The 23089-nt window shown below is 64.8% G+C and carries 21 protein-coding genes; 18 read left to right on the top strand and 3 right to left on the bottom strand.

The features are described from left to right. Positions 1-242 precede the first annotated feature (242 nt). From CJ028_RS10570 to dapF, 13 genes are all read left to right on the top strand, one after another. Positions 243-917, top strand: coding sequence for an efflux RND transporter periplasmic adaptor subunit (locus tag CJ028_RS10570; RefSeq protein ID WP_105035218.1), 675 nt, complete (start codon positions 243-245; stop codon positions 915-917). Beyond that, positions 914-1609 (top strand): ABC transporter ATP-binding protein, encoded by a 696-nt coding sequence (locus tag CJ028_RS10565; protein WP_105035217.1) that lies wholly within the window; start codon positions 914-916, stop codon positions 1607-1609. The genes CJ028_RS10570 and CJ028_RS10565 overlap by 4 nt, the downstream gene beginning before the upstream one ends. Then, positions 1606-2832, top strand: coding sequence for an ABC transporter permease (locus CJ028_RS10560; protein ID WP_105035216.1), 1227 nt, complete (start codon positions 1606-1608; stop codon positions 2830-2832). The genes CJ028_RS10565 and CJ028_RS10560 overlap by 4 nt, the downstream gene beginning before the upstream one ends. A 97-nt stretch (positions 2833-2929) precedes the next feature. After that, complete coding sequence (locus tag CJ028_RS10555; RefSeq protein WP_105035215.1) at positions 2930-5839, top strand: FtsK/SpoIIIE family DNA translocase; 2910 nt, start codon at positions 2930-2932, stop codon at positions 5837-5839. 3 nt (positions 5840-5842) lie between these two features. Next, positions 5843-6436: a CDP-diacylglycerol--glycerol-3-phosphate 3-phosphatidyltransferase gene (gene pgsA / locus CJ028_RS10550; protein ID WP_105035214.1), complete on the top strand. Its 594-nt coding sequence runs from the start codon at positions 5843-5845 to the stop codon at positions 6434-6436. Further along, on the top strand, positions 6429-6950 hold the full coding sequence (locus CJ028_RS10545) for a CinA family protein (protein ID WP_240607194.1): 522 nt from the start codon (positions 6429-6431) through the stop codon (positions 6948-6950). The genes pgsA and CJ028_RS10545 overlap by 8 nt, the downstream gene beginning before the upstream one ends. Positions 6951-7095: 145 nt before the next feature. Beyond that, on the top strand, positions 7096-7404 hold the full coding sequence (locus CJ028_RS10540) for a helix-turn-helix domain-containing protein (protein WP_092341034.1): 309 nt from the start codon (positions 7096-7098) through the stop codon (positions 7402-7404). Positions 7405-7499: 95 nt separating this feature from the next. Beyond that, a complete protein-coding gene (locus CJ028_RS10535) occupies positions 7500-7724 on the top strand; it encodes a DUF3046 domain-containing protein (protein ID WP_105035213.1) in 225 nt (74 codons plus the stop codon). Between the two features lie 319 nt (positions 7725-8043). Further along, complete coding sequence (recA, locus tag CJ028_RS10530; protein WP_105035212.1) at positions 8044-9189, top strand: recombinase RecA; 1146 nt, start codon at positions 8044-8046, stop codon at positions 9187-9189. 59 nt (positions 9190-9248) lie between these two features. Next, the gene (locus tag CJ028_RS10525; RefSeq protein ID WP_240607193.1) at positions 9249-10013 is read left to right on the top strand and encodes a regulatory protein RecX; all 765 of its coding nucleotides are present in this window, start codon (positions 9249-9251) and stop codon (positions 10011-10013) included. 73 nt (positions 10014-10086) lie between these two features. Then, positions 10087-11691, top strand: a complete 1605-nt coding sequence (gene miaB, locus CJ028_RS10520) for a tRNA (N6-isopentenyl adenosine(37)-C2)-methylthiotransferase MiaB (RefSeq protein ID WP_105035211.1) — start codon at positions 10087-10089, stop codon at positions 11689-11691. Positions 11692-11696: 5 nt separating this feature from the next. Beyond that, positions 11697-12662: a tRNA (adenosine(37)-N6)-dimethylallyltransferase MiaA gene (gene miaA, locus CJ028_RS10515; protein ID WP_240607192.1), complete on the top strand. Its 966-nt coding sequence runs from the start codon at positions 11697-11699 to the stop codon at positions 12660-12662. Positions 12663-12715: 53 nt separating this feature from the next. After that, positions 12716-13597 (top strand): diaminopimelate epimerase, encoded by an 882-nt coding sequence (gene dapF / locus CJ028_RS10510; protein WP_105035210.1) that lies wholly within the window; start codon positions 12716-12718, stop codon positions 13595-13597. Here the strand turns inward: dapF and CJ028_RS10505 are convergent. After that, on the bottom strand, positions 13594-14202 hold the full coding sequence (locus CJ028_RS10505; RefSeq protein ID WP_105035209.1) for a class I SAM-dependent methyltransferase: 609 nt from the start codon (positions 14200-14202) through the stop codon (positions 13594-13596). The genes dapF and CJ028_RS10505 overlap by 4 nt on opposite strands. 40 nt (positions 14203-14242) lie before the next feature. On the opposite strand from CJ028_RS10505, the gene hflX reads away from it, so the two are divergent. Further along, complete coding sequence (gene hflX / locus CJ028_RS10500; RefSeq protein ID WP_105035208.1) at positions 14243-15835, top strand: GTPase HflX; 1593 nt, start codon at positions 14243-14245, stop codon at positions 15833-15835. 94 nt (positions 15836-15929) lie between these two features. On the opposite strand, the gene CJ028_RS10495 is transcribed toward hflX, so the two are convergent. After that, complete coding sequence (locus tag CJ028_RS10495) at positions 15930-16529, bottom strand: M23 family metallopeptidase (protein WP_240607191.1); 600 nt, start codon at positions 16527-16529, stop codon at positions 15930-15932. Between the two features lie 412 nt (positions 16530-16941). Here CJ028_RS10495 and CJ028_RS10490 point away from each other — a divergent pair, with 412 nt between their 5' ends. Together CJ028_RS10490 and metE are read left to right on the top strand one after the other, a co-directional pair. Continuing rightward, positions 16942-17907 (top strand): methylenetetrahydrofolate reductase, encoded by a 966-nt coding sequence (locus tag CJ028_RS10490; RefSeq protein ID WP_105035206.1) that lies wholly within the window; start codon positions 16942-16944, stop codon positions 17905-17907. Between the two features lie 85 nt (positions 17908-17992). Next, the gene (gene metE / locus CJ028_RS10485; protein WP_105035205.1) at positions 17993-20335 is read left to right on the top strand and encodes a 5-methyltetrahydropteroyltriglutamate--homocysteine S-methyltransferase; all 2343 of its coding nucleotides are present in this window, start codon (positions 17993-17995) and stop codon (positions 20333-20335) included. Positions 20336-20419: 84 nt separating this feature from the next. Here the strand turns inward: metE and lexA are convergent, their stop codons facing one another. Further along, positions 20420-21124 carry a transcriptional repressor LexA gene (gene lexA, locus CJ028_RS10480; protein WP_105035204.1) on the bottom strand — a complete coding sequence of 235 codons (705 nt, stop codon included), beginning with the start codon at positions 21122-21124 and terminating at the stop codon, positions 20420-20422. 291 nt (positions 21125-21415) lie between these two features. Between lexA and CJ028_RS10475 the strand changes: the two genes are divergently transcribed. Together CJ028_RS10475 and CJ028_RS10470 are read left to right on the top strand one after the other, a co-directional pair. Next, complete coding sequence (locus tag CJ028_RS10475) at positions 21416-21844, top strand: LysM peptidoglycan-binding domain-containing protein (protein ID WP_105035203.1); 429 nt, start codon at positions 21416-21418, stop codon at positions 21842-21844. Between the two features lie 101 nt (positions 21845-21945). Beyond that, entirely contained in the window at positions 21946-23088 is a 1143-nt protein-coding gene (locus tag CJ028_RS10470; RefSeq protein WP_105035202.1) for a histidinol-phosphate transaminase, read from the top strand. Position 23089: the final 1 nt, after the last annotated feature.

Raw genomic sequence — 23089 nt, 5'->3', positions numbered from 1 at the left:
ACACCGAGGAGGGTTCGCCATATTCTTAGAGTTCGCACGCCGCTTTTTCCGTTCCCGAGTTTCTTACCTTTGACAGTTAGAAACCTAGGCGGAGAGCGGCGTGCGGCCGTTAAGGCGCTCCCAACGGCCCCACGGTTACATCATGAGAGCCCAAAATCTACGACATTCGAGTCGAGACAATCAAAGACCCCGTCGAAACAACGGATGCCGATGGTAACATCACCATCACCCAACCCAAACCCGTGATCACCTTCGCCAAGGTGTTGGCCCCGATTACCGGAATCCTCAGCTCACTCAGCGTGATCCACGGTCAGAGCGTGGCCGTCGGGGACGCCACGGGCCAGGTGGCACCACCCAGCTTCTCGGTGAGTGGCTCACTCAGCCCCGAGCAGCAGTATCGGCTGCTGACCAAGCCGACCGAAGCATCCGTCGCGATCACCAACGGGCCGGCACCGTTCACCTGCACCGGCCTGACCATCACCACCCCGCTGGCCGGGGAGTCGGCCAGCGGTGACGGCGGGGCCGAAGGTCAAGCGGGCGCGAGCGGCACCACCGTCAGCTGTGCCATCCCGGCCGAGGTGACCGTGTTCGCCGGCCTCGCCGCGCAGATCACCATCGCCGCCGGTCTGGCCGAGAACGTGCTGGTCGTGCCGACCACCGCGGTCAAGGGGTCCGCTGAAACCGGCATCGTCTGGTTCGTGCTGGCCGACGGCGGCACCGAGGAACGCCCGGTCACGCTCGGCATGACCGACGGCATCAACGTGCAGGTCATCGACGGGCTCGTGGAGGGCGACCTGGTCAACCAGTTCGTGCCGGGTGCCAGCGCGGTGACTCCCGGGGGCGGCTGCGACCTGCAACCCGACGGAAGTGAAGTGTGCTTCGGCCCCAGCATCTCCAGCAGCGGGATCTCCCATTGACTCTCCTGCACCTTGAGGGCGTCACCCGCACCGTGCAGCTCATAGATGCGCCGCCGCTGACCATCCTCTCCGGGGTCGACCTCGACGTCGATGCGGGCGACCGCGTGTCAATCGTTGGCCGCTCCGGTTCGGGCAAAACCACCCTGCTCAACCTGCTCGGGCTGCTCGACAACCCCACGAGCGGCACCATGCTGTTCGAAGACCGCGCGGTGCAGGAACTGTCCTCCGGCGCCAGGGACCGGCTGCGCGGCCGCGAGGTGGGCTTCATCTTTCAACAGTTTAACCTGCTGCAGGGCCGCAGCGCTCTCGAAAACGTGATGACCCCGCTGCTCTACGCCGAGGGTCGCCAGTTCTGGCAGCGTGCCCGCATCGCAACCGAGATGCTCGAACGGGTGGGCCTCGGCGACCGCCTCGCCGCACTGCCCGACCGTTTGAGCGGCGGTGAGCAACAGCGCGTCGCGATCGCCCGCTCCCTGGTTCGTGGTCCGCGACTGATTCTCGCCGACGAACCGACCGGCGCCCTTGACCTCGAGACCGGTGAAACCGTGATGGACCTCATCGACGAGGTCGCCACTGAGTCCGGGGCGGCCCTCGTCACCATCACCCACGATCCGGCTATCGCCGCCCGCGCGAATCGGCATCTGCGGCTCGACCACGGCGTCTTGCAGGTCACAAGTAGGGTGCCCGCATGAAGCGCGCCGCGAGCAACCTGGTCGGCGCTGTGATCGAGGCCTGGCAGGAAGTGCGCATCCACAAGACCCGCGTAATGCTGTCCCTGATCGGTGTGGCCGTCGCCGTCTGTGCCATCACGACCGTGGTGGGTCTCGGCGCGGTCGCCCAGCAGGCGACCGTGGAATCGAGCGAACGCTCGGGTGGGCGCGCCGCCAGCCTCTCCCTATACGTGTCGATGAACGATGGGTCCACCCCGCCTGAAATGCCCGAAATCTGGCGTACGGCCCTCGAACGCTACCAAATCGACTACGCCAGCCGGGTAGTCAACAACAGCCAGACGGTGCAATTCGCCGACGGCGCCGTGCCGGTGCAGACCATCGGAGTCGACCAGCCCTACGGCACAATGCACCGCATCACCCTCGAGAAGGGCGTCTGGTTTACCGACGAGGATCAGGCCCGGCTCGCGCCGGCCGTGCTGATCAACTCCATCTTCTGGGACCGCCTCGGCCGACCCGACCTGCGCTCCCATCCGACCGCGACTCTGGTGGGCGAACGCACGACGACGGCCGTCGTAACCGGTGTCTACCCCGCCCTGTCGTGGGAGACCGAACCGGCCATGTACATGCTGGCCGATGCGCTCACGGCCATCAGTCCGGTCGTCTCCGACCCGAACCTGCAATTTGGGCCGCCGTCCTACGAGCTGTGGGTGCCGGTCGACGTGTCCGAGCAGCTGGTGACCGCGCTGCAGCGTGACGTACAGGGTGCTCTGGGGAGTGCGGCATCCGTTCAGGTGAACCGGCAGGACTACGCAGCGTATATGGAGGGCGACCCGTATCTCTCGCTCAAGCTCACCGTCGGCGCCATCGCCGGACTGGTGTTGTTGCTTGGTGCGCTGGGCCTGGTCAATATCGCCCTGGTCACCCTCAAACAGCGGATTCGGGAAATCGGCATTCGGCGTAGTTTCGGAGCGACCGCCGGGCGAGTCTTCTTCGCCGTCATGATGGAGAGCGTCGTCGCGACCGTCGTCGCCGGAATTATCGGGGTGATCGCCGCCGTGCTCATCGTCAAGAGCCCGTTTGTCGAGGACTTCATCAGCCAGGGCCAGGTCACCGATTTTCCACCGTTCCCGGTCGAAGCTGCCATCCTCGGGCTGGTCTGTGCGACGGTCGTGGGCGCCCTGGCCGGGCTGATCCCCGCGCTGGTAGCGGTGCGGGTGAAGGTGATCGACGCCATCCGCTATTGAAATTGAACGGATGCCGCCTCCCGGCTTCGCCCACCAGCCACGCAGGCCGTGGGCGTGGGGTCGGCTGAATGTCGGCGGTGCTTGGTAGCGTTATTTCATGGCTACGAGCACTAAGTCGACCGGGCGTGCCCGCACCCCGGCAGCGAAGGGCGCTCCGGCGCGCAAAACGAGGGCGACGAGCGTCGGCGGTACCGCCGCGCAGAAAACCGTCAAGTTCACCGCCGTCGACGTGAAGCCGAGCGTCGGCGCCCGGGCCTGGATGGGCCTGGCTCATCTCACGGGTGGGGCCGCCCGTGCCCTCGGCCCAGAAAAGCTCTCGAAAGACGAGCGCCGCGACGGACTGCCGTTCTTTCTGGTTCTGCTCGCCATCTCCGGCGCCATCGTCGAATGGTTTCTGATTAACAACCTCGTCGCCCAGCAGCTCGACGCGTACACTTTCGGTGGCCTGTTCGGCCGGGTAGCTTTCGCGCTGCCGGTTATTCTGCTGCTCTTCTCGGTCTGGCTCTTTCGCAAACCCAGTTCGGTGCACGACAACGGCCGTATCGGCATCGGACTCAGCCTGCTGCTCGTGACCATCTCGGGGCTCTGCCATATCTTCGGCGTGCAGCCCCAGCCGCAAGACGGTATGCCGGTCCTCGCCCTGGGCGGCGGCGTCATTGGGTGGATGATCGCCGCCCCGCTGATCATGCTCACCACGTCGATCGGCGCCACAATCGTCGTCATCCTGCTCTTACTGCTGAGCCTGTTCATCATCACCAAGACCCCGCCGAACCGGGTCGGCCAGCGCTCCCGCGAGCTCTACGACTGGTTGTTCGGCGCCCAACTGACGGCTGACGAAGAACAAGCGGCCGCGAAAACGACAAGGGGCACCAAACCGGGCAAGACCGCGCAGGTCGAGCTCGACGGCGTCGATGATGACGATTCTGAAGGCGCGCTGCCGTGGTGGCGCCGAAACAACAGCAAGCGCGAGGAAGATCCCGACTTCGGCAGCGCCTTGTCGACCGAAAAAAACGGCAAAGAAGCGAAACCCGGCCCGGCCCCGGCCGACCCGCTCAGCGTTCTGCTCGGCGGCAACCAGTCGCGCGGCGGTTTCGACAGCGCCATCGAATCCGAAGTCACCGACCACACCGCGCCGCCCGAACGCGACCACTACGGCACCGAGGTGCTCGAAGACCTGCGCAAGGCCGAGCTCGCCGTCAAACGGTTCACCGGCGAGGTCGACCTCGGCACCGGTCCGTCCACCGGCCTGCACTCCGACGACCCGTCCGGGCACACCGAGGTGCTCCCCGGCTTCGACGACGTCTTCCCTGAACTGAGCCAGGCAGTGGATGCCTCCGGCGCGTCCCTGCCGCCCCTCGCGTCCACTGATCCCCACCCGGCCATTCCATATCTCGTGCCCGCGGCATCCACTCTCACCGCCGGTCCGCCGGCCAAAGCGCGCTCGGCCGCCAACGATGACGTCGTCAAGTCGATCACCGAGGTGCTTCGCCAGTTCCAGGTCGACGCGAAGGTCACCGGATTCTCCCGTGGCCCGACGGTCACCCAGTACGAGATCGAACTCGGCCCGGGCGTCAAAGTGGAGCGGGTCACCGCGCTCAGCAAGAACCTCTCCTACGCCGTTGCGTCGAACGAGGTGCGCATCCTCTCGCCCATCCCCGGCAAGAGCGCCATTGGCATTGAGATCCCCAACACCGACCGTGAAATCGTCACCCTCGGCGACGTACTGCGCTCCAGCACCGCCACCAACGCCACCCACCCGATGACCATCGGTGTCGGCAAAGACGTCGGCGGCGGTTTCGTCATCGCCAACCTCGCAAAAATGCCGCACCTGCTCGTGGCCGGTTCCACCGGCTCGGGCAAGTCGAGCTTCGTTAACTCCATGATCACCAGCCTGCTCATGCGCGCCAAGCCGAGCGACGTGCGCATGGTGCTCATCGACCCCAAGCGGGTCGAGCTCGCCGCCTACGCCGGAGTACCGCACCTGATCACCCCGATCATCACGAACCCGAAGAAAGCGGCCGAGGCGCTGCAGTGGGTCGTGAAAGAGATGGACATGCGTTACGACGACCTCGCGAGCTTCGGCTTTCGTCACATCGACGATTTCAACAAAGCGGTCGTCAATGGCGAGATCGTGCTGCCCGTCGGCAGCGAACGCAAACTCAAGCCGTACCCCTATCTACTCGTCGTCGTCGATGAATTGGCCGACCTCATGATGGTCGCCCCGCGCGACGTTGAAGACTCCATCGTGCGCATCACCCAGCTTGCCCGCGCGTCCGGCATCCACCTCGTGCTGGCCACCCAGCGGCCCAGCGTCGACGTAGTCACCGGGCTGATCAAGGCCAATGTGCCGTCGCGGCTGGCCTTCGCCGTCACGAGCGTCACCGACTCCCGGGTCATCCTCGACCAGCCCGGCGCCGACAAGCTCATCGGTCAGGGTGACGCGCTGTTCCTGCCGATGGGCGCCTCCAAAGCTGTGCGCGTGCAGGGCGCCTGGGTCACCGAGGATGAGATCGAGAAGGTGGTCAAGCACGTCACCATGCAGGCTCGGCCGGACTACCGGCCCGATGTCTCCATGGTTGCCCCGCGCAAGGAAATCGACTCTGATATCGGCGACGACCTCGAGGTGCTCCTCGCTGCGGCCGAACTCGTCGTTTCGACCCAGTTCGGGTCGACGTCGATGCTACAGCGTAAGTTGCGGGTCGGTTTTGCCAAGGCCGGCCGTTTGATGGACCTGCTCGAATCCCGCGAGATCGTCGGCCCATCCGAAGGTTCCAAGGCGCGTGACGTGTTGGTGAATGCTGAACAGCTGCCGAGCGTGCTCGCCCGCCTGCGCGGTTCCGACGACGAGCAGCACGCACTGAAGGCACAGTCCGTCGATCCTCGTGGCGATGCGGCGCCCGACGCGTGGTATGCCGACGACCCGGTGGAGAAAATGTCACAGGGGTATTCTGAGGTGGATGGCGCCGAGGACGACGAGGACGCCTGGAAACTAACCGGCAGGGACTGAACCATGGCGACACCGTACGAATCCGTCACCCGCCCCAGCAACTGGAACGTGCCCAACCTCATCACGGTCGTGCGCATTCTGCTTGCTCCGGTCTTCATCTGGATGCTGCTGGCCGACAACGGCGCGCATGACGCCCTGCGCTGGGCCGCCGCCGTGCTGTTCATCATCGCGATCGCTACCGACGGTATCGACGGCATGATCGCCCGGCGACATAATCTGGTGACTGACCTCGGCAAGATTCTCGACCCGATCGCCGACAAGATCCTCACCGGTGGTGCCCTGGTCTGCCTGTCCATCCTCGGCGAGCTGCCCTGGTGGGTGACCATCGTTATCCTGGTCCGCGAAATCGGCATCACCGTGTTTCGCTTCGTAATGCTGCGCGACCGGGTCATTCCGGCCAGCCGCGGCGGCAAGCTCAAGACCATCGCCCAGTCCGTGTCGATCTCGCTCGCCCTGCTGCCGTTCTGGCTGGTCTTCGGCGAGTGGGTGCATTGGCTCAACACGGCGACCATGACCATAGCCCTCGTGCTCACCGTGGTCTCCGGCCTCGACTACCTCGTCTCGGCCTGGCGACTGCGAAAGCCTGACGTTGCCTGACCCGGCAGAACCGACTCCAGCGGATGCCACGGCCGAGCTGATCGCGGAACTCACCACCCACCACCTCACCATCGCCGTGGCCGAGTCGCTGACCGGCGGGCTGCTGGTGGCTGAACTTGTGCGCATCCCCGGGGCATCCGTTGTGGTGCGTGGGGGAGTTGTTGCCTACGACACTGCTCTGAAACGCAGCCTGCTGCACGTCGACAGCAGTGTGCTGAACGTGCACGGCCCCGTCCATGCCGACGTCGCCAAGCAGATGGCCGGTGGAGTGCGCACCCTGCTCGCGGTGAACGACGTCCGCGCCGACATCGGCGTGTCGACCACCGGTGTGGCCGGGCCAGGCCCGGACGGCGGGCATCCGGCTGGAACGGTTTATATCGGCCTCTCCAAAGGGACCGGTTCCTGGGCGGTGCCGCTGCACCTTCACGGCGACCGGGGCGAGATTCGCGCCGAAACGGTACGTCAGGCGATCGATGCTGTGCGTGCGCTGATAGCGCAGGGGGACGCGGAATAGTTACTGTTACGGGCTGGTTACATCGAATACATTCACAAGCAAAGCCCAGTGATTCTCGGTAGTGTCAGTGCGTCGGATGAATGCAGTATTGTAAGCATCCAGCATCGCATTCCGGGTAGTTATTAGGCATAAGAAGGAGGTTCCGATGATTCTTGTTCGTCAGGAAATCGGCGATGTGCTCAGGGACTTCCGCCTGCAAAAGGGGCGTACCCTGCGTCAGGTCGCAAGCAAAGCCAGCGTCGCGCTCGGCTACCTCAGTGAGGTAGAACGAGGACAGAAAGAGGCCTCTTCGGAGATTCTCGCTTCTGTCGCCGATGCACTGGAAACCCCGATCTCGGTCATCATGCGCGAAGTTGGCGATCGTCTCGCCGTCATCGAGGGAATTGATCAGTTCCCCGACACGGTACCGGACGAGTTCGTCAACACGTTTGATGCCGATCTCATGGTGCGTTAGTCATCAACCGGTAGCGTTCCAGGATTTTCAGCATCATCAACCACCGTCGACACCGAGTGTCGGCGGTGGTTGTCTGTTCAGCGGGAAGGAGTGTCGTGCGACTCAGTGAATTTCGCACCGCGATGAAAGAAGAGTTCGGCGACGCCTACGGGCGCGTGCTCACCCGTGACCTCGTTCTCACCCCGCTCGATGGGCGCACCGCCGATCAGGCCCTCGCTGCTGGCGTTCCCGCCCGCGACGTCTGGTTGGCGCTCTGCGCCGAAGTCGACGTGCCGCACAGCCGGTGGTACGGCGCTGGCATCCCTGCTCCGCGCCAGTAACGCCCATCCGGGTTCCCGGTTAGGCCGATACTTCGACACGCCGCAAAACATTCTCGGTAATGCTCGAATACCTGTTCGGGATTGATAGGCTCCTCCACAGCGGACAATCTGACAGATTGCGCACCGTTTGATCGTGCTCCCGACCAGTGTCGGAGGTGCGGCGTACAGTCGAATTTGTCAGAGAAAGTCGGCAAATGCCTTGTCGAAACGGGCATCGGGTTCTCCCGGTGCGCGGACCGACAGCCTATAGGCGCCACCATGCATACCCGCAGCGCCGTTCACAGCCGGCGCCAGTGCAGAACCCAAGGAGATCACCACCATGGCATCACAAGCGAACCGCGAGAAAGCCCTCGAAACCGCCCTCGCTCAAATCGATCGTCAGTTCGGCAAGGGATCGGTGATGCGCCTCGGCAGCGACGAACGTGCCCCCGTCGAGACCATTTCCACCGGGTCGGTCGCTCTCGACGTCGCACTCGGCATAGGCGGGTTGCCGCGTGGTCGCATCGTGGAAATCTACGGTCCAGAATCCTCGGGTAAGACCACTCTCACCCTGCACGCCATCGCGAACGCGCAGAAGAACGGCGGTATTGCCGCTTTTATCGACGCCGAGCACGCCCTCGACCCGGAATACGCCAAGAAGCTTGGTGTCGACATTGACGCCCTCCTCGTCTCCCAGCCCGACACCGGCGAGCAGGCCCTCGAAATCGCCGACATGCTCGTGCGAAGCGGGTCCATCGACCTCATCGTCGTCGACTCCGTTGCAGCCCTGGTTCCGCGCGCCGAGATCGAAGGTGAGATGGGCGACTCTCACGTTGGCCTCCAGGCCCGGCTCATGTCCCAAGCCCTGCGCAAGCTCACCGGTGGCCTGAGTCAGACCAACACCACCATGATCTTCATCAACCAGTTGCGCGAGAAGATCGGTGTGTTCTTCGGCAGCCCCGAGACCACCTCGGGCGGTAAAGCCCTCAAGTTCTACGCCTCGGTGCGCCTCGACATCCGCCGCATTGAAACTCTCAAAGACGGCACGGATGCCATCGGTAACCGCACCAGGGTCAAGGTCGTCAAGAACAAGATGGCGCCGCCCTTCAAGCAGGCCGAGTTCGACATCATGTACGGCATCGGCATCTCCCGGGAGGGTAGCCTGATCGACTTCGGTGTCGACCAGGGCATCGTCAAGAAGTCCGGCGCCTGGTACACCTACGACGGCGACCAGCTCGGTCAGGGTAAAGAGAACTCGCGCAACTTCCTGATGAAGAACCCCGACATGGCTAACGAGATCGAGCGCAAGATTCTGATCAAGCTCGGTGTCGGTCCGGAGGGTATCGCGGCCAAGGCCGCCGAAAAGGCCGCTGCCGCTATCGCGCTGGAGGCGGAAACCAAGGCTAAGGCCGAAGCGGATGCCGCAGCCCTGCTGACCGGTGGCCCCGTCGTCACCAAGGCGCCCCCTGCCCGCAAGACCGCCTAACCAGGCCGCACCATCCAACAGCAGTACCGCAGCACGACAACGAAAGGCAGGTCACGCCAATGGTGCACTTCGAGCCCCGGGATGACGCAGCAGAACTAGCAGACGCCGGTTTGGCTCCCGTGACCTACCTGCCCGGTGCTGCCCCGGGCATGAAACGCCGCTCGCCGCTCGAACCACGTCCGGCAGAGGTCGACCGGTTTGCTGCGGCGGCCGCTGCCGTTCGAGAGGCGGAGGCTGCCGAGGCCGCTGCCGACAACGAGGCTGATGGTGGAGACAACGACCAGGTCGACGACGAAGCCGCATCAGCCGCTGACTTTGCCGCCGAGGTAGCCGATCAGCGGGAGCGGGCCGAAAAGGTACTGTTGCACCGGCTGCGCGGCCGCTCCCTTTCCACGGTCGAAGCCCTCCTGGTCTTGAACGCCACCGGGGTCGACTCCGATGCGGCGAGTGAGATCGTCGAGAAATTCATCGAGCTGAATTACCTCGACGAGGCCAAGCTCGCCGATCAGATCATCCACAGCCACAACGCACGGAAGGGCCTCGGCCGCACGGGCGTTGAAGCTGAAATGCGCAGGCGCAAACTCGACCCGAGCGTCATGCAGGACAAACTTGAAGAACTTCCCGACGACGAAGTCGAACGCGCCATCGACCTGGCCACTAAGCGCATCGGGCAAATGGAACGCTTCGACGACCAGACCATCGACCGCCGGCTCACCGGCTTTCTGATGCGCAAGGGGTACAGCTCATCGGCGGTACGATTCGCCATTAAAGCCGCTATGGACGGCCGTGGCGGCGGTGGCACCTCCCGCGTACGCTTTCGTTGATGGGGCCGTTGGTGCAGGCTCGCGTCAGGCTCACGGCACGCACACCGAATTGCTCGCGTAAACTATACCCACTATGAGTATCGTCGCCCCCGAACTAGCCCGCCGAACCGTGATCACCCCCTCGGCAGCCGCGATCGACGAGTCGGGGCGCGCACGCACCTACGAGGTGCGCACGTTCGGCTGCCAGATGAACGTGCACGACTCCGAACGCCTCAGCGGCTCGCTCGAAGCGGCTGGCTATGTTTCGGCCGACGGCGGCGAGGCCGACATCGTCGTGATCAACACCTGCGCCGTGCGCGAGAACGCCGACAACAAGCTCTACGGCAACCTCGGCTACCTTGCCTCGGTCAAGCGCAAGCACGCGGGCATGCAGATCGCCGTCGGCGGCTGCCTCGCTCAGAAAGACAAGACCACCATCCTCGAGAAGGCACCGTGGGTCGACGTCGTCTTCGGCACCCACAACATGGGCTCCCTGCCGAGCCTGCTCGAACGTGCCCGGCACAACGGCGAGGCTCAACTCGAAATTCTCGAGTCGCTCGAGACCTTCCCCTCGACCTTGCCCACCAAACGGGACTCCAGCTACAGCGGCTGGGTCTCCATCTCGGTTGGCTGCAACAACACCTGCACCTTCTGCATCGTGCCGGCTCTGCGCGGCAAGGAGAAGGACCGCCGCCCGGGCGAAATCCTCGCCGAGATCCAGGCTCTCGTCGACGACGGCGCCATCGAGGTCACCCTCCTCGGCCAGAACGTCAACTCCTATGGGGTCGAATTCGGCGACCGTCTGGCCTTCGGCAAGCTGCTGCGCGCGGCCGGTAAAATCAAGGGGCTGGAGCGCATCCGCTTTACCAGCCCGCACCCTGCCGCGTTCACCGACGACGTCATCGATGCCATGGCTGAAACACCGGCCGTGATGCCGCAACTGCACATGCCGCTGCAGTCCGGCTCTGACCGCATTCTCAAGTCGATGCGTCGCTCCTACCGCGGGGCGAAGTTCCTCGGCATTCTCGACCGGGTGCGGGCACAGATGCCGAACGCGGCCATCAGCACGGACATCATCGTCGGTTTCCCCGGCGAAACCGAAGAGGACTTTCAGGAGACCCTGCGGGTTGTCGAGCAGGCCAGGTTCGCGACGGCGTTCACGTTTCAATACTCCATTCGTCCGGGTACTCCCGCAGCGACCATGCCCGACCAGGTACCCAAGGCCATCGTGCAGGACCGCTACGAACGTCTGGCTGCTCTGCAGGAACGCATCTCCCTCGAAGAGAACCAGGCGATGGTCGGCCGCGAGGTTGAGCTCCTTGTCGCCAACGGGGGCCGCAAAGACAGCGACACCCACCGGCTGAGTGGGCGCGCTCCCGACAGCCGCCTCGTGCACTTCGATGTGCCGGCCGGTTCGCCCCGGCCCCGGCCCGGCGATATGGTCACCGTCGTGGTCACCCAGGCCGCACCGTTCCACCTGATCGCCGATTCCACCGACGGTGCGCCGCTGCGAATCCGGCAGACTCGGGCCGGCGACGCGTGGGACCGCATGGAAGCCGAATCCTGCGGCGTTCCAGCACACGGTGACGCAACGAGTGGTGCAGGTCCAGTTTCGCTCGGTCTTCCCACGATCGGCCTGCGGCTCGAGGGTGGCTCCACCACAATCCCCATTTACAACGTGAACGACGACGAACGCTAGGAGCCGTGTCGTCTAAACCAGGGGAGCCGGCGGCACTGATTGCGATCGTCGGCTCCACCGGCACCGGCAAGTCAGAGCTGTCCCTCGACCTGGCCGAACGGCTGATTGCCCGTGGTCAGCCGGCCGAAATCGTCAACGCCGATGCCATGCAGCTCTACCGCGGCATGGACATCGGCACGGCCAAGCTCACCGTGCCGGAACGCCGCGACGTTCCGCACCACCTGCTCGATGTGCTCGACGTGACCGACGAGGCCACCGTCAGCAATTACCAAACGGATGCCCGCGCCGCCATTACCGAGATCCGCGCGCGCGGGGCCGTGCCCATCCTGGTCGGCGGCTCCGGACTCTACGTCTCGTCGGTCGTGTTCGACTTTCAGTTTCCCGGCACCGATCCGGTGCTGCGCGCCAGGCTGGAAGCCGAACTCAGCGCGAGCGGACCCGGCCTGCTCTACGCCCGGCTGCAGACTGTCGACCCACAGGCGGCCGCGCGCATCGGTCCGAGCAACGGTCGTCGACTGGTGCGGGCCCTGGAGATCGTCGAGCTCACCGGAGCCCCGCACCTGGCTGCCCTACCGGAGAACCCCGTCTACTGGCAGCCCAGCGTGGTGCTCGGCCTGCGCACACCGCGCGAGCAGCTCACCCCCCGGCTCGATGCCCGGGTCGAACGGATGTGGGCGGCCGGCATTGTCGACGAAGCGCGCGACCTGCTCACGGCCGGCATCGAAAGCGGAGTGACGGCGAGCCGCGCAATCGGCTACGCCCAGGCGCTCGGCCAGGTGCACGGCATGCACAGCCAGGCGGAGGCCATCGAGGCCACCCAGCAGCTCACGCGGCGTTATGCCCGCCGCCAGGTGAGCTGGTTCAAACGCTATGCGCACACACACTGGATCGAATCCGATGCGGCCGACCGGGTCGATGACGCCCTCGCACACGTTGCCCGGGGCAGTGCGCCCAGTGCCCTGCCGGCATGACCGAGCTGAGTCGCCCGGAAAGTCTCACAGTGACCGCCCCGTAAACTGGGAGCATGGGCATCACTCTGAACTTCACTAAGGGCCACGGCACGGGTAACGACTTCGTGCTGTTCGCTGATCCCGACGGCACGATGGAGCTCACTCCGGCGCAGATTCGTGCCGTGTGCGACCGCAAGTTCGGCGTCGGAGCCGACGGCATCATCCGTGCGGTGCGCAGCAAGAACCTTCCCGACGGTGCGGCCGCTCTCGCCGAAGACGACGCGGCCGAGTGGTTCATGGACTACTGGAACGCCGACGGGACCGTCTCGGAAATGTGCGGCAACGGTATCCGGGTGTATGCCAAATTCCTGCTCGAGAACGACCTCGCTGAGCTGCTGCCCGGCGACACCCTCACGATCGGCACCCGCGGCGGCGTGCGCGACGTGCAGCGCAACGCCTCCGGTTTCCAGGTGGACCTCGGCCGGTGGAAGCTCGACGGGACCGAACCACTCGTACGTACCAAGAACCTGCCCGTAGCGCGCCCCGGCCTCGGAATCAACGTGGGGAACCCGCACACGGTCGTCGCCCTCGCCGATGACGATGAACTCGATGCGGCCGACCTCACCTTCATTCCGCAACTCGAGCCCGAACCGGCCGGCGGCGTGAACATCGAATTCGTGGTCCCGAACGACCCGCTGGTCGTCAACGGCGTCGGACGCTTCCGCATGCGCGTGCACGAACGCGGCAGCGGGGAAACGCTGTCCTGCGGCACCGGAGCGGTCGCGGCTGCTCTCGCGACACGGCACTGGGCCGGCAAATCGGCGCCGCACCAATGGCGAGTCGAGGTACCGGGGGGAGTGCTCGGGGTACGGATGTTCCCGGCCGAGGACGGCGAGCACGTGTCGCTGTCCGGGCCGGCCGAGCTGGTCTTCGACGGGGTTCTGAACCTGGGCTAGTCGCGGTGCACTGCCAACACTCGGAAGCCCTTGCTGATGGCCTCGCGCGTGGTCTCGAAGTTGTCGGGGAGTTCGGCCGCGAGCCAACGCTGGAGCGAGTCCGAGCCGAGGTTGCGTTGGATGACGAGCCAGGCATCCGCTTCGGGTTCGAGGCGGGGAAGCCAGGTTTGCATGAGGCCGTGTAGTTCGTCCTTGCCGACGCGAATGGGGGGGTTCGACCAGATGGTCCGAAAGCTGATATCGGGGGGCACGTCGGCGGCCAGCACGGCGTTGATGTTGGTCAAGCCGAGAGAGGCCGCGTTGGTGCGCACGAGATCGAGGGCACGCTCGTTGACGTCGACGGCCCAGATGGTGGCTTCGGGTGAGGCCAGGGCGAGGTGGAGCGCGATCGGGCCCCAGCCGCAGCCGAGGTCGAGAAAGTGGCCGGTGAGGGGCGGCTCGGGGGCGTACTTGAGCAGAACCTCGGTGCCACCGTCAATGTGGGCGGGGCTGAAGACCGAGTTTGCGGTCGTCAGCTCACGGTCCTGGCCGTGCAACTGCACCGTGATCTGCCTAGTTTTCAGTACGGTGCCGGGCGCCGGAGAAAAATAATGGTCGGACGACATAGGAGGAACCTTTCAACTTCGTTGAACTAAGGTTAATGGGATGAATGATCCAACGGCGCCCTCGGGCAACGACGCAGTAGAAAACGACGCGGTAGAAAACACCGGCGCAATAGCCCTAGACGCAGATGATGTTGTCGCGCGCGTGTTGGCCAGCGCCGACAGCAAAGCTGCCGGCTACTCCCTGTTCCGCAGCGGGGCAGCCCAGGCCCTGCAGACTCACGCCTCCGGCGAGTATGACGGCAGTGACCACGACGGCGACCAGTCCGAACGTGCCGATCGTAACGCCCTGCGGCGAGTCGGCGGACTCTCCACCGAACTCGAAGACGTCACCGAGGTTGAGTATCGCCAGCTGCGCCTAGAAAACGTCGTGCTGGTGGGCGTATATACCCACGGCACCGTTGACGACGCCGAAAACTCCATGCGTGAACTGGCCGCTCTCGCCGAAACCGCCGGAGCGACCGTGCTCGACGGTCTGCTGCAGCGGCGGGCTACCCCCGACCCGAGCACCTACCTCGGCAAGGGTAAGGCGCAAGAGGTGGCCGACATCGTGAAGGCGCTCGGCGCCGACACCGTCATCGCCGACACCGAACTGGCACCCAGCCAGCGTCGTGCGCTCGAAGACGTGGTCAAGGTGAAGGTCATCGACCGCACCGCAGTGATCCTCGACATTTTCAGCCAGCACGCCAAGAGCCGCGAGGGCAAAGCGCAGGTCGAACTCGCGCAGATGGCCTACATGCTGCCGCGCTTGCGTGGCTGGGGCGACTCGATGTCCCGCCAGGCGGGTGGCCAGGTCGGTGGCACGGGTGCAGGAATGGGCTCCCGTGGACCCGGTGAGACCAAGATCGAACTCGACCGACGCCGCATTCACACCCGGATGTCCAAACTGCGAAAGCAGATGGTCGAGATGAAACCGGCCCGTGAAGCCAAACGCGCCAACCGCAAGCGCAACGCCGTTCCCTCGGTCGCCATCGTCGGGTACACCAACGCCGGCAAGTCCAGCCTGCTCAACCGCATCACCAAGGCCGGGGTGCTCGTCGAGAACTCCCTGTTCGCGACCCTCGACGCTACCGTGCGCAAGTCGACAACCGCCGACGGACGCCTGTACACCCTCACCGACACTGTCGGTTTCGTGCGCAATCTGCCGCACCAACTGGTTGAAGCGTTTCGCTCGACGCTTGAAGAAGTCGCCGACGCCGACGTCATCGTGCACGTCGTCGACGGCTCGCACCCCGACCCGGTCGCGCAACTCGCTACCGTGCGCGACGTCGTCTCCGAGGTCGGCGCCCGCGATATTCCCGAACTGGTCGTCTTCAACAAGAGCGACCTGATCAGCGACGACGACCGGCTCGTGCTGCGTGGCCTGGAGCCGAAGGCGACGTTCGTGTCGGCCCGCACCGGTGAGGGCATCGACACCGTGCTCGCCGCGGTCGCGCTGCTTTTGCCGACCCCCCAGATCGAACTCGACCTGCTCATTCCCTACGACCGCGGCGACCTCATCGCCGTGCTGCACGACGTGGGCCGCATCGAGACGACCGAATACGTCGAGACCGGCACCCATGTCACGGCGTTCGTCACGCCCGAGATCGAGCCGCAGTTCGCTCCCTTCGTTATTCTGCCGACGCTCCCTGCCTAAGCAGTCGGGGGCGTCATAACCGCGGCGGCCTGAGGCGGTTTCGTACCGTTCTGAGCGGATACCTTTCAGTTTCTCAGCAAATGTGGGAGTCAACTCATGAGGCGTTGAATGCCTCGCCGTTTCTTGGCAGCCAGTTGTCACCGCTGACGTGAGGGCGCTCAAAGATGATCGGACGGCCGCGCGCTGTCGGCCAGACAGTCGAGTCCGTGACCTGCACGTGCACGTGCGGTTGCGTGCTGTTGCCCGAATTTCCACACGAACCAATGGTGTCGCCCACCTCGACGACCGATCCCACTGCGACGTTCACCGTGCCCCGCCGCAGATGCGCGATGAGCACGAAGGGCCCGAAAGGACCCATCGCGATGACCACGTGATTCCCGGCGATCGCGCGCACGCCTGTCCGAATACGCCGGGCTTGAGAGAGCGCGTAAGGAATGAGCGCCAATTGTGAGCGGCGGGCCTCGTGATCGAGCTCACCGTCGATCGCAGCAACTACCGTGCCCGATGCCGGCGCGAGGATTGGTGCGCCGAATCCGACAAAGACCTCAGGCGGTTCTGTTGCCAGCACCGAGCGCCAGCCGCGCTTGCCCGAAAGGCCACGTTCGTTGACAGCGATGAAGTCGATCGCGAATGTCGTGCCGAAAAGGTGCGTGCCATGGCTAGGAACGCGGTTCGCCGGGCTGTTCTCCGCCATCCACCGGCCCCGGAACGGTAACCGGAGCACAACGGGAGAAGTTTCCAACATTCCAGCACCTCCTCCGGCTGCGCGAAAAGTGGTGTCGTCCAGACGAGCGACACGCTCAGTGTAACGAAAAGCACATCCGACCCGGTCCGACTAGATCGCACGCCACTGCAGATTGAGCTGACCTAGACGCTGGTGAAGCGCTGCGCCGCAACCTGTTTTGAGCGATGACACGAACTGTCACATTCGCCCGACCCGACGCTGGTGTTGTTAGTGTCTAATCAATCGTTGCCGAAGGAATTCGTTCCTCGGCATGGAGCGACAGCCGAGCCCGGCACCCGCCCGCGAAAACCCACCAGACTTCTGGTGTGCCCGCGGCCGCCCGGCCACCACCCGCTGTACCGCTCCTGCCGAATGAGGAATCATGACCGCCCCAACGCCTACCGCGTGTAACGCCCGCCCGGCGTTCTCGTTCGAGGTGTATCCGCCGAAATCGGTGGCCGCAGCATCCGCTCTCACCCGCACTATCGATCATCTGGCCGCCGCTGGCCCCGAGTTTATCTCGGTCACCTACGGTGCCAACGGTTCGTCGCGCAACTCGTCGCTCGACGTTCTGCGTTACATCAAGGACCATAGTGAAGTGGATGCCATGGCTCACCTCACCTGCGTCGGCTCCTCGCACGCAGAAGCCAGCCGCCTCATTCGCGAGTTTCTCGATGCCGGTATCCGCAGCTTTCTGGCCATTCGCGGCGACGCGCCGCAGGGTGCAGAGGAGGGCGACACTACCTTTCTCGGGGACCTGCACAGTGCGGGTGAGCTGGTGCAGCTCATCCACCGAGTGCAGACCGAACGGGTGCCCTACATCGAGACGGTGATTCCGGGCCTGCCCGGTGCCCGCGGGGTGAAAACGGAACGGAGCAAGGTACGCATCGGCGTTGCGGCCTTCCCGAACGGCCACCCGAACTCGCGGTCGGTCACCCAGGACATCGACACCCTGCTCGCCAAGCAGGCCGCCGGAGCTAACCTGGCGATCACCCAGCTGTTCTTCCACGCCGACGACTACCTGAGCTTCATCCAGCGGGCGCGCTCAGCCGGGGTACTTTTTCCTATTCTTCCCGGGATCATGCCGGTCACCAGCCCGAATCGGTTGCGCCGCATCCTGCAGCTCTCCGGCGAAAAGCTGCCCGCCGAACTGTCCATCCAGCTCGAGGTCGAACCGACCGAGGAAGGTCAGCGCCAGATCGGCATCGACTACGCCGTACGCCTCGGCCAGGACGTACTCGCCGGCGGTGCCCCTGGGCTCCACCTCTACGCCTTCAACCAGCACGACACCGTGCTTCGGGTCCTTGAGGGGTGTGGGGCACTGCCGGTGCCCGCTGCCATGCCCTAGGCCACGCCGCTCACGCGCCGCGGCCCACCACCACGTTCGTTCCTCCGACAGTTCCAGCCATGATCGCTCCAGTGAAGGAATCACCATGCCCATTTCGCCAGTCTCCAGCACGTTTCCCACCGGCACCATCCTCGGCTACCCGCGCATCGGAAGAAGGCGGGAACTGAAGAAAGCCGTCGAAGCGTTCTGGTCGGGAACGATCGACGCGCCCGCCCTCGAAGCCGTCGCCGCCGGCCTGCGCCAGTCCACCCGCGACCGGCTGGTCAGTCTCGGCCTGGGCCGCACCGACTCGTCCATCCCCGAGTCGTTCTCCTACTACGACCAGGTGCTCGACACCATCGTTGCCGTCGGCGCGATTCCGGCCCGGTTCGCCTCGCTCGTCGCTGCCGACGGCACCCTCGATCTCGCCGGATACTTCACGCTCGCCCGCGGAGAGGGCGAGAACCTGCCCCTAGAAATGACGAAGTGGTTTGACTCCAACTACCACTACCTCGTGCCCGAGATCGGTCCGGAGACCGTGTACTCGCTGGCCGGGGATCGCATTGTGCGGGAGTTTGTCGAGGCCAAAGAGGCCGGGTTCCTCACCCGCCCTGTGCTCGTCGGACCGGTCACGTTCCTGCTGCTCAGCAAGGCGAGTGACGAAGCCCCGGCTGGGTTCTCCCCGCTGTCCCGGCTCGATGACCTCATTCCCGCCTACGCGGCGCTCCTGACGCGGCTAGCGGATGCGGGAGCCGACTGGGTGCAGCTCGACGAGCCGGGTCTGGTCAGCGAATCCATCGACGTGCCGCGCGTCGAGACGCTGGCGGCTGTCGCATCCGCTTATGGAGTGCTCGGACGTCTGACCGGCCGGCCGGCCCTGTTTGTTGCGGCTCCCTATGGCAGCCTCGATGATGCCCTCCCGGTTCTCGCATCCACAGCCGTCGAAGCAATCGGTCTCGACCTGGTGCGGGGAACTCTGCCGCAGGCGGTACCGGGGCTGGACGGTAAGACCCTCGTCGCCGGGGTGATCGACGGCCACAACATCTGGCGCGGCGATCTCGCCGGCGCCTTCGAGGCTGCAGAGAGCGTGCGCGCCCTGTCCGACGCGGTATCGGTTTCCACCTCGACGTCACTGCTGCACGTGCCCCACGACGTGGCAGACGAAACGTCGCTGCCGGAGTCACTGACCAGTTGGCTGGCCTTCGCCGACCAAAAGGTGGGCCAGGTCGCCAGCCTCGCCCTCGGGCTCACCGCCGGACGAGAGGCCATCGCTGGGCCGCTGGCCGACGCCGAGGCGGCGCAAGCGGCCAGGCGCAGCGCTCCCGGCGTGCGGGACGGGTCGGTGCGGGCCCGTGCAGCCGCGTTGACCGAGGCCGATTTCAGCCGCGGCGCCTACGCCGATCGACTGCTCGCTCAGGATGCCGTGCTGCAGTTGCCGCCGCTGCCGACGACCACGATCGGATCCTTCCCACAGACCGCCGACATTCGCCGGGCACGGGCCCAGTTCCTGAAGGGAACTCTGAAGGCAGATGCCTACCGCGACCTGATGCGCGCCGAGATCGGCCGCGTTGTGCAATTGCAGGAAGAGATCGGACTTGATGTGCTCGTGCACGGAGAACCCGAACGCAACGACATGGTGCAGTACTTTGCTGAGAACCTTGACGGGTTTGCCGTGACCGAGAACGGCTGGGTGCAGTCCTACGGCAGCCGCTGCACCCGGCCATCCATTCTCTGGGGCGACGTGTCGCGCCCGGCACCGATCACCGTTGACTGGTCGGCCTATACACAGAGCCTCACCACCAAGCCGGTCAAGGGCATGCTCACCGGGCCGGTGACGATTCTGGCCTGGTCCTTCGTGCGTGATGACCAGCCGCTCGGCGAGACCGCCCGTCAGGTGGCCTTGGCGCTGCGCGATGAAATCACCGACCTCGAGGCCGCCGGCATCAAGATCGTGCAGGTGGATGAACCTGCCCTTCGCGAACTGCTGCCGCTGAAGAAGAAGGACCACGCCGATTACCTGGACTGGTCGGTCGGGTCCTTCCGGCTCGCCACTTCCGGGGTAGCGGATGCGACCCAGATCCACACCCACCTCTGCTATTCGGAGTTCGGTGTTGTCATCGAAGCCATCCGCAACCTGGACGCCGACGTCACGAGCATCGAAGCGGCCCGGTCGCGCATGGAAGTTGTGCAGGAGATCGAGGCGGGCGGATTCGACCACGGTATCGGCGCCGGAATTTACGACATCCACTCGCCGCGCGTGCCGAGCATCGACGAACTGACGACCCTGCTCGACACCGCTCTGGAATCCATTCCCGCCCGGAAGGTCTGGGTCAACCCGGACTGCGGGCTGAAAACGCGTGGCTATGACGAGACCGTGCAGTCGCTCCACAACATGCTCGCTGCGACCCGCGTGGTGCGCGCGCGCCTCGGTGCCACCGTCGACGTGTAGCCCAACAAAGGCAGACCGAAAACAGGCCCGATCACCGGTTGGTGGTCGGGCCTTCGTCGTACGGCGTTATCGCGGGGCAATCACCTAGACCGAGCGCAGCACCGCGACGACCTTGCCGAGGATGTCAGCAAAGTCGCCGACAATCGGTTCGAAGTTGCTGTTGCGCGGCAATAGCCAGGTGTGGCCGTCGCGCTTGCGCAGCACCTTCACCGTTGCTTCATTGTCGAGCATGGCTGCGACGATCTCGCCGTTCTCCGCGGTCTTCTGCTGGCGAACCACGACCCAGTCGCCGTCGCAGATAGCGGCGTCGATCATGGACTCACCCACGACCTTGAGCATGAACAGCTCTCCCTGCCCCACGAGCTGGCGGGGAAGCGGGAAAATTTCGTCGATCTGCTGGTCAGCTGTGATCGGAATGCCTGCCGCGATGCGACCGACCAGGGGCACCATCGCGGCGTCGCCGACCTGCACCCCGGGGTGAAAGCTGTCCTGGTCGCCCGAACCGACATCTTCGGGGGCCCGCTGAATCTCGATGAGCACTTCGAGCGCCCGGGGTCGATTCGGGTCGCGGCGCAGGTAGCCGCTGAGCTCGAGCTGATTGAGCTGGTGGGTCACGCTCGACAGCGAGGCGAGCCCGACCGCGTCACCGATCTCACGCATGCTCGGCGGGTAGCCGCGCGAGCTGACCGAGCGCTGAATCACGTCGAGAATAGCGAGCTGGCGCTGGCTCAAACTCTTTCGGCGCCGGGTGCCGCCCTTGTCGCGGGTACCGCTGGTGTCTTGTGTCACGATGTGCCCTCCTGGAGTCGGTCCCGCGTGGTTTGAAACCGTGTCACGCGGGGATGTCAGTGGTGTCTGGTTGAGTGTAAAACAAGCAATTGTCTTATCGAAAGTTTATCCAGTTCCAGGCCCTGAAACAAACACTTATTCGAGTGTGTTGTGTGAAATTCCGGGTGAGGATCAGAAAAAGCTTGCATGTTCGATTGTTCGAAGTTATATTCGGAACATAGTTTCGTATTCGGCCATCCCGGCCGATGGCCGAATACGAGACTCGCAGCCCGCCGACCTTGGAGGTTTGACATGACCACAGCACTTGCACCTGCAGCCCGTGAATACGGCGCATCTCTCACACCCGTCACCCATCTTCGCCTCACCCGCCGTGGGCGAATGGTGTTCACGACTCTCGCGTCCGTACCGCTCGTGATCGGCGCCGTCGCGTTCGCCCTCAACGGGGGAGCGGCCGGCGCATCGGATTCCGCCACGGGCATCGACCTCACGTCCTACACGACCGAATCCGGAATCGTGGCGACGCTCGCCTACTCGCCGACCGACGTCGGGTCCGCCAGGTTCGTCACCGTCGAACCTGGCCAGACCCTGTGGGACCTCGCCGAAGAGATCTCGCCGTCCGCCGACCCGCGCGACGTCGTCGCCGACATCAAGCGACTGAACGCGCTCACCGTCGAAACGTTGCAGCCCGGCCAGCGCTTGGAGCTCCCCGCCAACTCCTGAGCCTGATGAGTCGCGCATGATGAGTCGCGCATTATGAGGCGCGAATAATTCGGCGAGCAGAATTAGGCGAGTAGCAATGCGTGCCAGCACAGGGTCGTAGCATGGAGACTGTGACCAGTCTCGACGATCTTCCGCTCCGCACCAATCTGCAAGGCTTGACACCATACGGTGCTCCGCAGCTGCACGTTCCGGTGGCCCTGAACGTGAACGAGAACACGCACCCCATTCCCGAAGCAGTGGCCCGCGATATTCTCGCCGGCCTGGCCGAGGCCATCCATTCGGTGAATCGATATCCCGACCGCGAGTTCACCGCGCTGCGCGAGGCGCTGGCCCGGTATCTGCGCGAGGGGCTCAGCGCCGACAACAGAGTAAGTGCCGAGAACATCTGGGCGGCCAACGGCTCCAACGAAGTGCTCCAGCAGGTGCTGCAGGCTTTCGGTGGTCCTGGGCGTAGCCTGATGGGTTTTGCCCCGACCTATTCGATGTATTCGATTCTCGCGGCTGGAACCGACACCACCTGGATTGCGGGCACCCGCGACGACGACTACGAGCTTTCGCCGGCCACCGCCGTGAGCGAAGTCACCCGCACCAACCCCGACATCATCTTTCTCTGCTCACCGAACAACCCCACCGGCACCCCGCTCTCGCTTGAGACCATCGCCGCCGTCTACGACGCAACCGACGGCATTGTCGTCGTCGACGAGGCCTACGCCGAGTTCGCGCCCGCGGGCACCCCGAGCGCGCTCACTCTGCTGCCGGGCCGGGAACGCCTGCTGGTCTCGCGCACAATGAGCAAGGCCTTCGCCTTCGCCGGTGCTCGCGTGGGCTATCTGGCCGCCGATCCGGCGGTAACGGATGCCCTGCGCCTGGTTCGCCTGCCCTACCACCTCTCTGCCTTCACCCAGGCGGCGGCGAACGCTGCCCTCGCCCACAGCGCGGAGATGCTCGCGATGGTCGACGACATTCGAGGGCAGCGCGACCGGCTCGTCGATGAGTTGGCCCGCCTGGGCTACGCCCCGCACCGAAGCTGGAGCAACTTCGTATTGTTCGGGGGAGTGGCCGACCCGCAGGCGACCTTCGAGGCGCTGCTCGCGGAGGGAATTTTAATTCGTGACGTCGGCATCCCGAACCACTTGCGGGTGACGGCCGGCACCGAGAAAGAGACCTCGCTGTTCCTTGATGCCCTGGCCCGCCTCGGACGACCGGAGCAGTCCGGTCAAACCGAGTCGCCCCAAGCCGAATAAA

The sequence above is a fragment of the Cryobacterium aureum genome, assembly GCF_002954245.1.
Lineage (GTDB): Bacteria > Actinomycetota > Actinomycetes > Actinomycetales > Microbacteriaceae > Cryobacterium > Cryobacterium aureum.
Note: the sequence above shows the minus strand (reverse complement) of the source record. Positions and strands in the feature narration are given on the sequence as shown.

Bases quoted from the DNA above. Each gene is read 5' to 3' on its own strand.
- CJ028_RS10475 (WP_105035203.1), top strand. From the start codon at position 21,416: ATGACCACAGCACTTGCACCTGCAGCCCGTGAATACGGCGCATCTCTC.
- CJ028_RS10525 (WP_240607193.1), top strand. From the start codon at position 9,249: ATGGTGCACTTCGAGCCCCGGGATGACGCAGCAGAACTAGCAGACGCC.
- CJ028_RS10560 (WP_105035216.1), top strand. From the start codon at position 1,606: ATGAAGCGCGCCGCGAGCAACCTGGTCGGCGCTGTGATCGAGGCCTGG.
- pgsA (WP_105035214.1), top strand. From the start codon at position 5,843: ATGGCGACACCGTACGAATCCGTCACCCGCCCCAGCAACTGGAACGTG.
- hflX (WP_105035208.1), top strand. From the start codon at position 14,243: ATGAATGATCCAACGGCGCCCTCGGGCAACGACGCAGTAGAAAACGAC.
- CJ028_RS10540 (WP_092341034.1), top strand. From the start codon at position 7,096: ATGATTCTTGTTCGTCAGGAAATCGGCGATGTGCTCAGGGACTTCCGC.
- CJ028_RS10470 (WP_105035202.1), top strand. From the start codon at position 21,946: ATGGAGACTGTGACCAGTCTCGACGATCTTCCGCTCCGCACCAATCTG.
- CJ028_RS10490 (WP_105035206.1), top strand. From the start codon at position 16,942: ATGACCGCCCCAACGCCTACCGCGTGTAACGCCCGCCCGGCGTTCTCG.
- CJ028_RS10495 (WP_240607191.1), bottom strand. From the start codon at position 16,529: ATGGCGGAGAACAGCCCGGCGAACCGCGTTCCTAGCCATGGCACGCAC.
- recA (WP_105035212.1), top strand. From the start codon at position 8,044: ATGGCATCACAAGCGAACCGCGAGAAAGCCCTCGAAACCGCCCTCGCT.
- dapF (WP_105035210.1), top strand. From the start codon at position 12,716: ATGGGCATCACTCTGAACTTCACTAAGGGCCACGGCACGGGTAACGAC.
- metE (WP_105035205.1), top strand. From the start codon at position 17,993: ATGCCCATTTCGCCAGTCTCCAGCACGTTTCCCACCGGCACCATCCTC.
- miaB (WP_105035211.1), top strand. From the start codon at position 10,087: ATGAGTATCGTCGCCCCCGAACTAGCCCGCCGAACCGTGATCACCCCC.
- CJ028_RS10505 (WP_105035209.1), bottom strand. From the start codon at position 14,202: ATGTCGTCCGACCATTATTTTTCTCCGGCGCCCGGCACCGTACTGAAA.
- CJ028_RS10555 (WP_105035215.1), top strand. From the start codon at position 2,930: ATGGCTACGAGCACTAAGTCGACCGGGCGTGCCCGCACCCCGGCAGCG.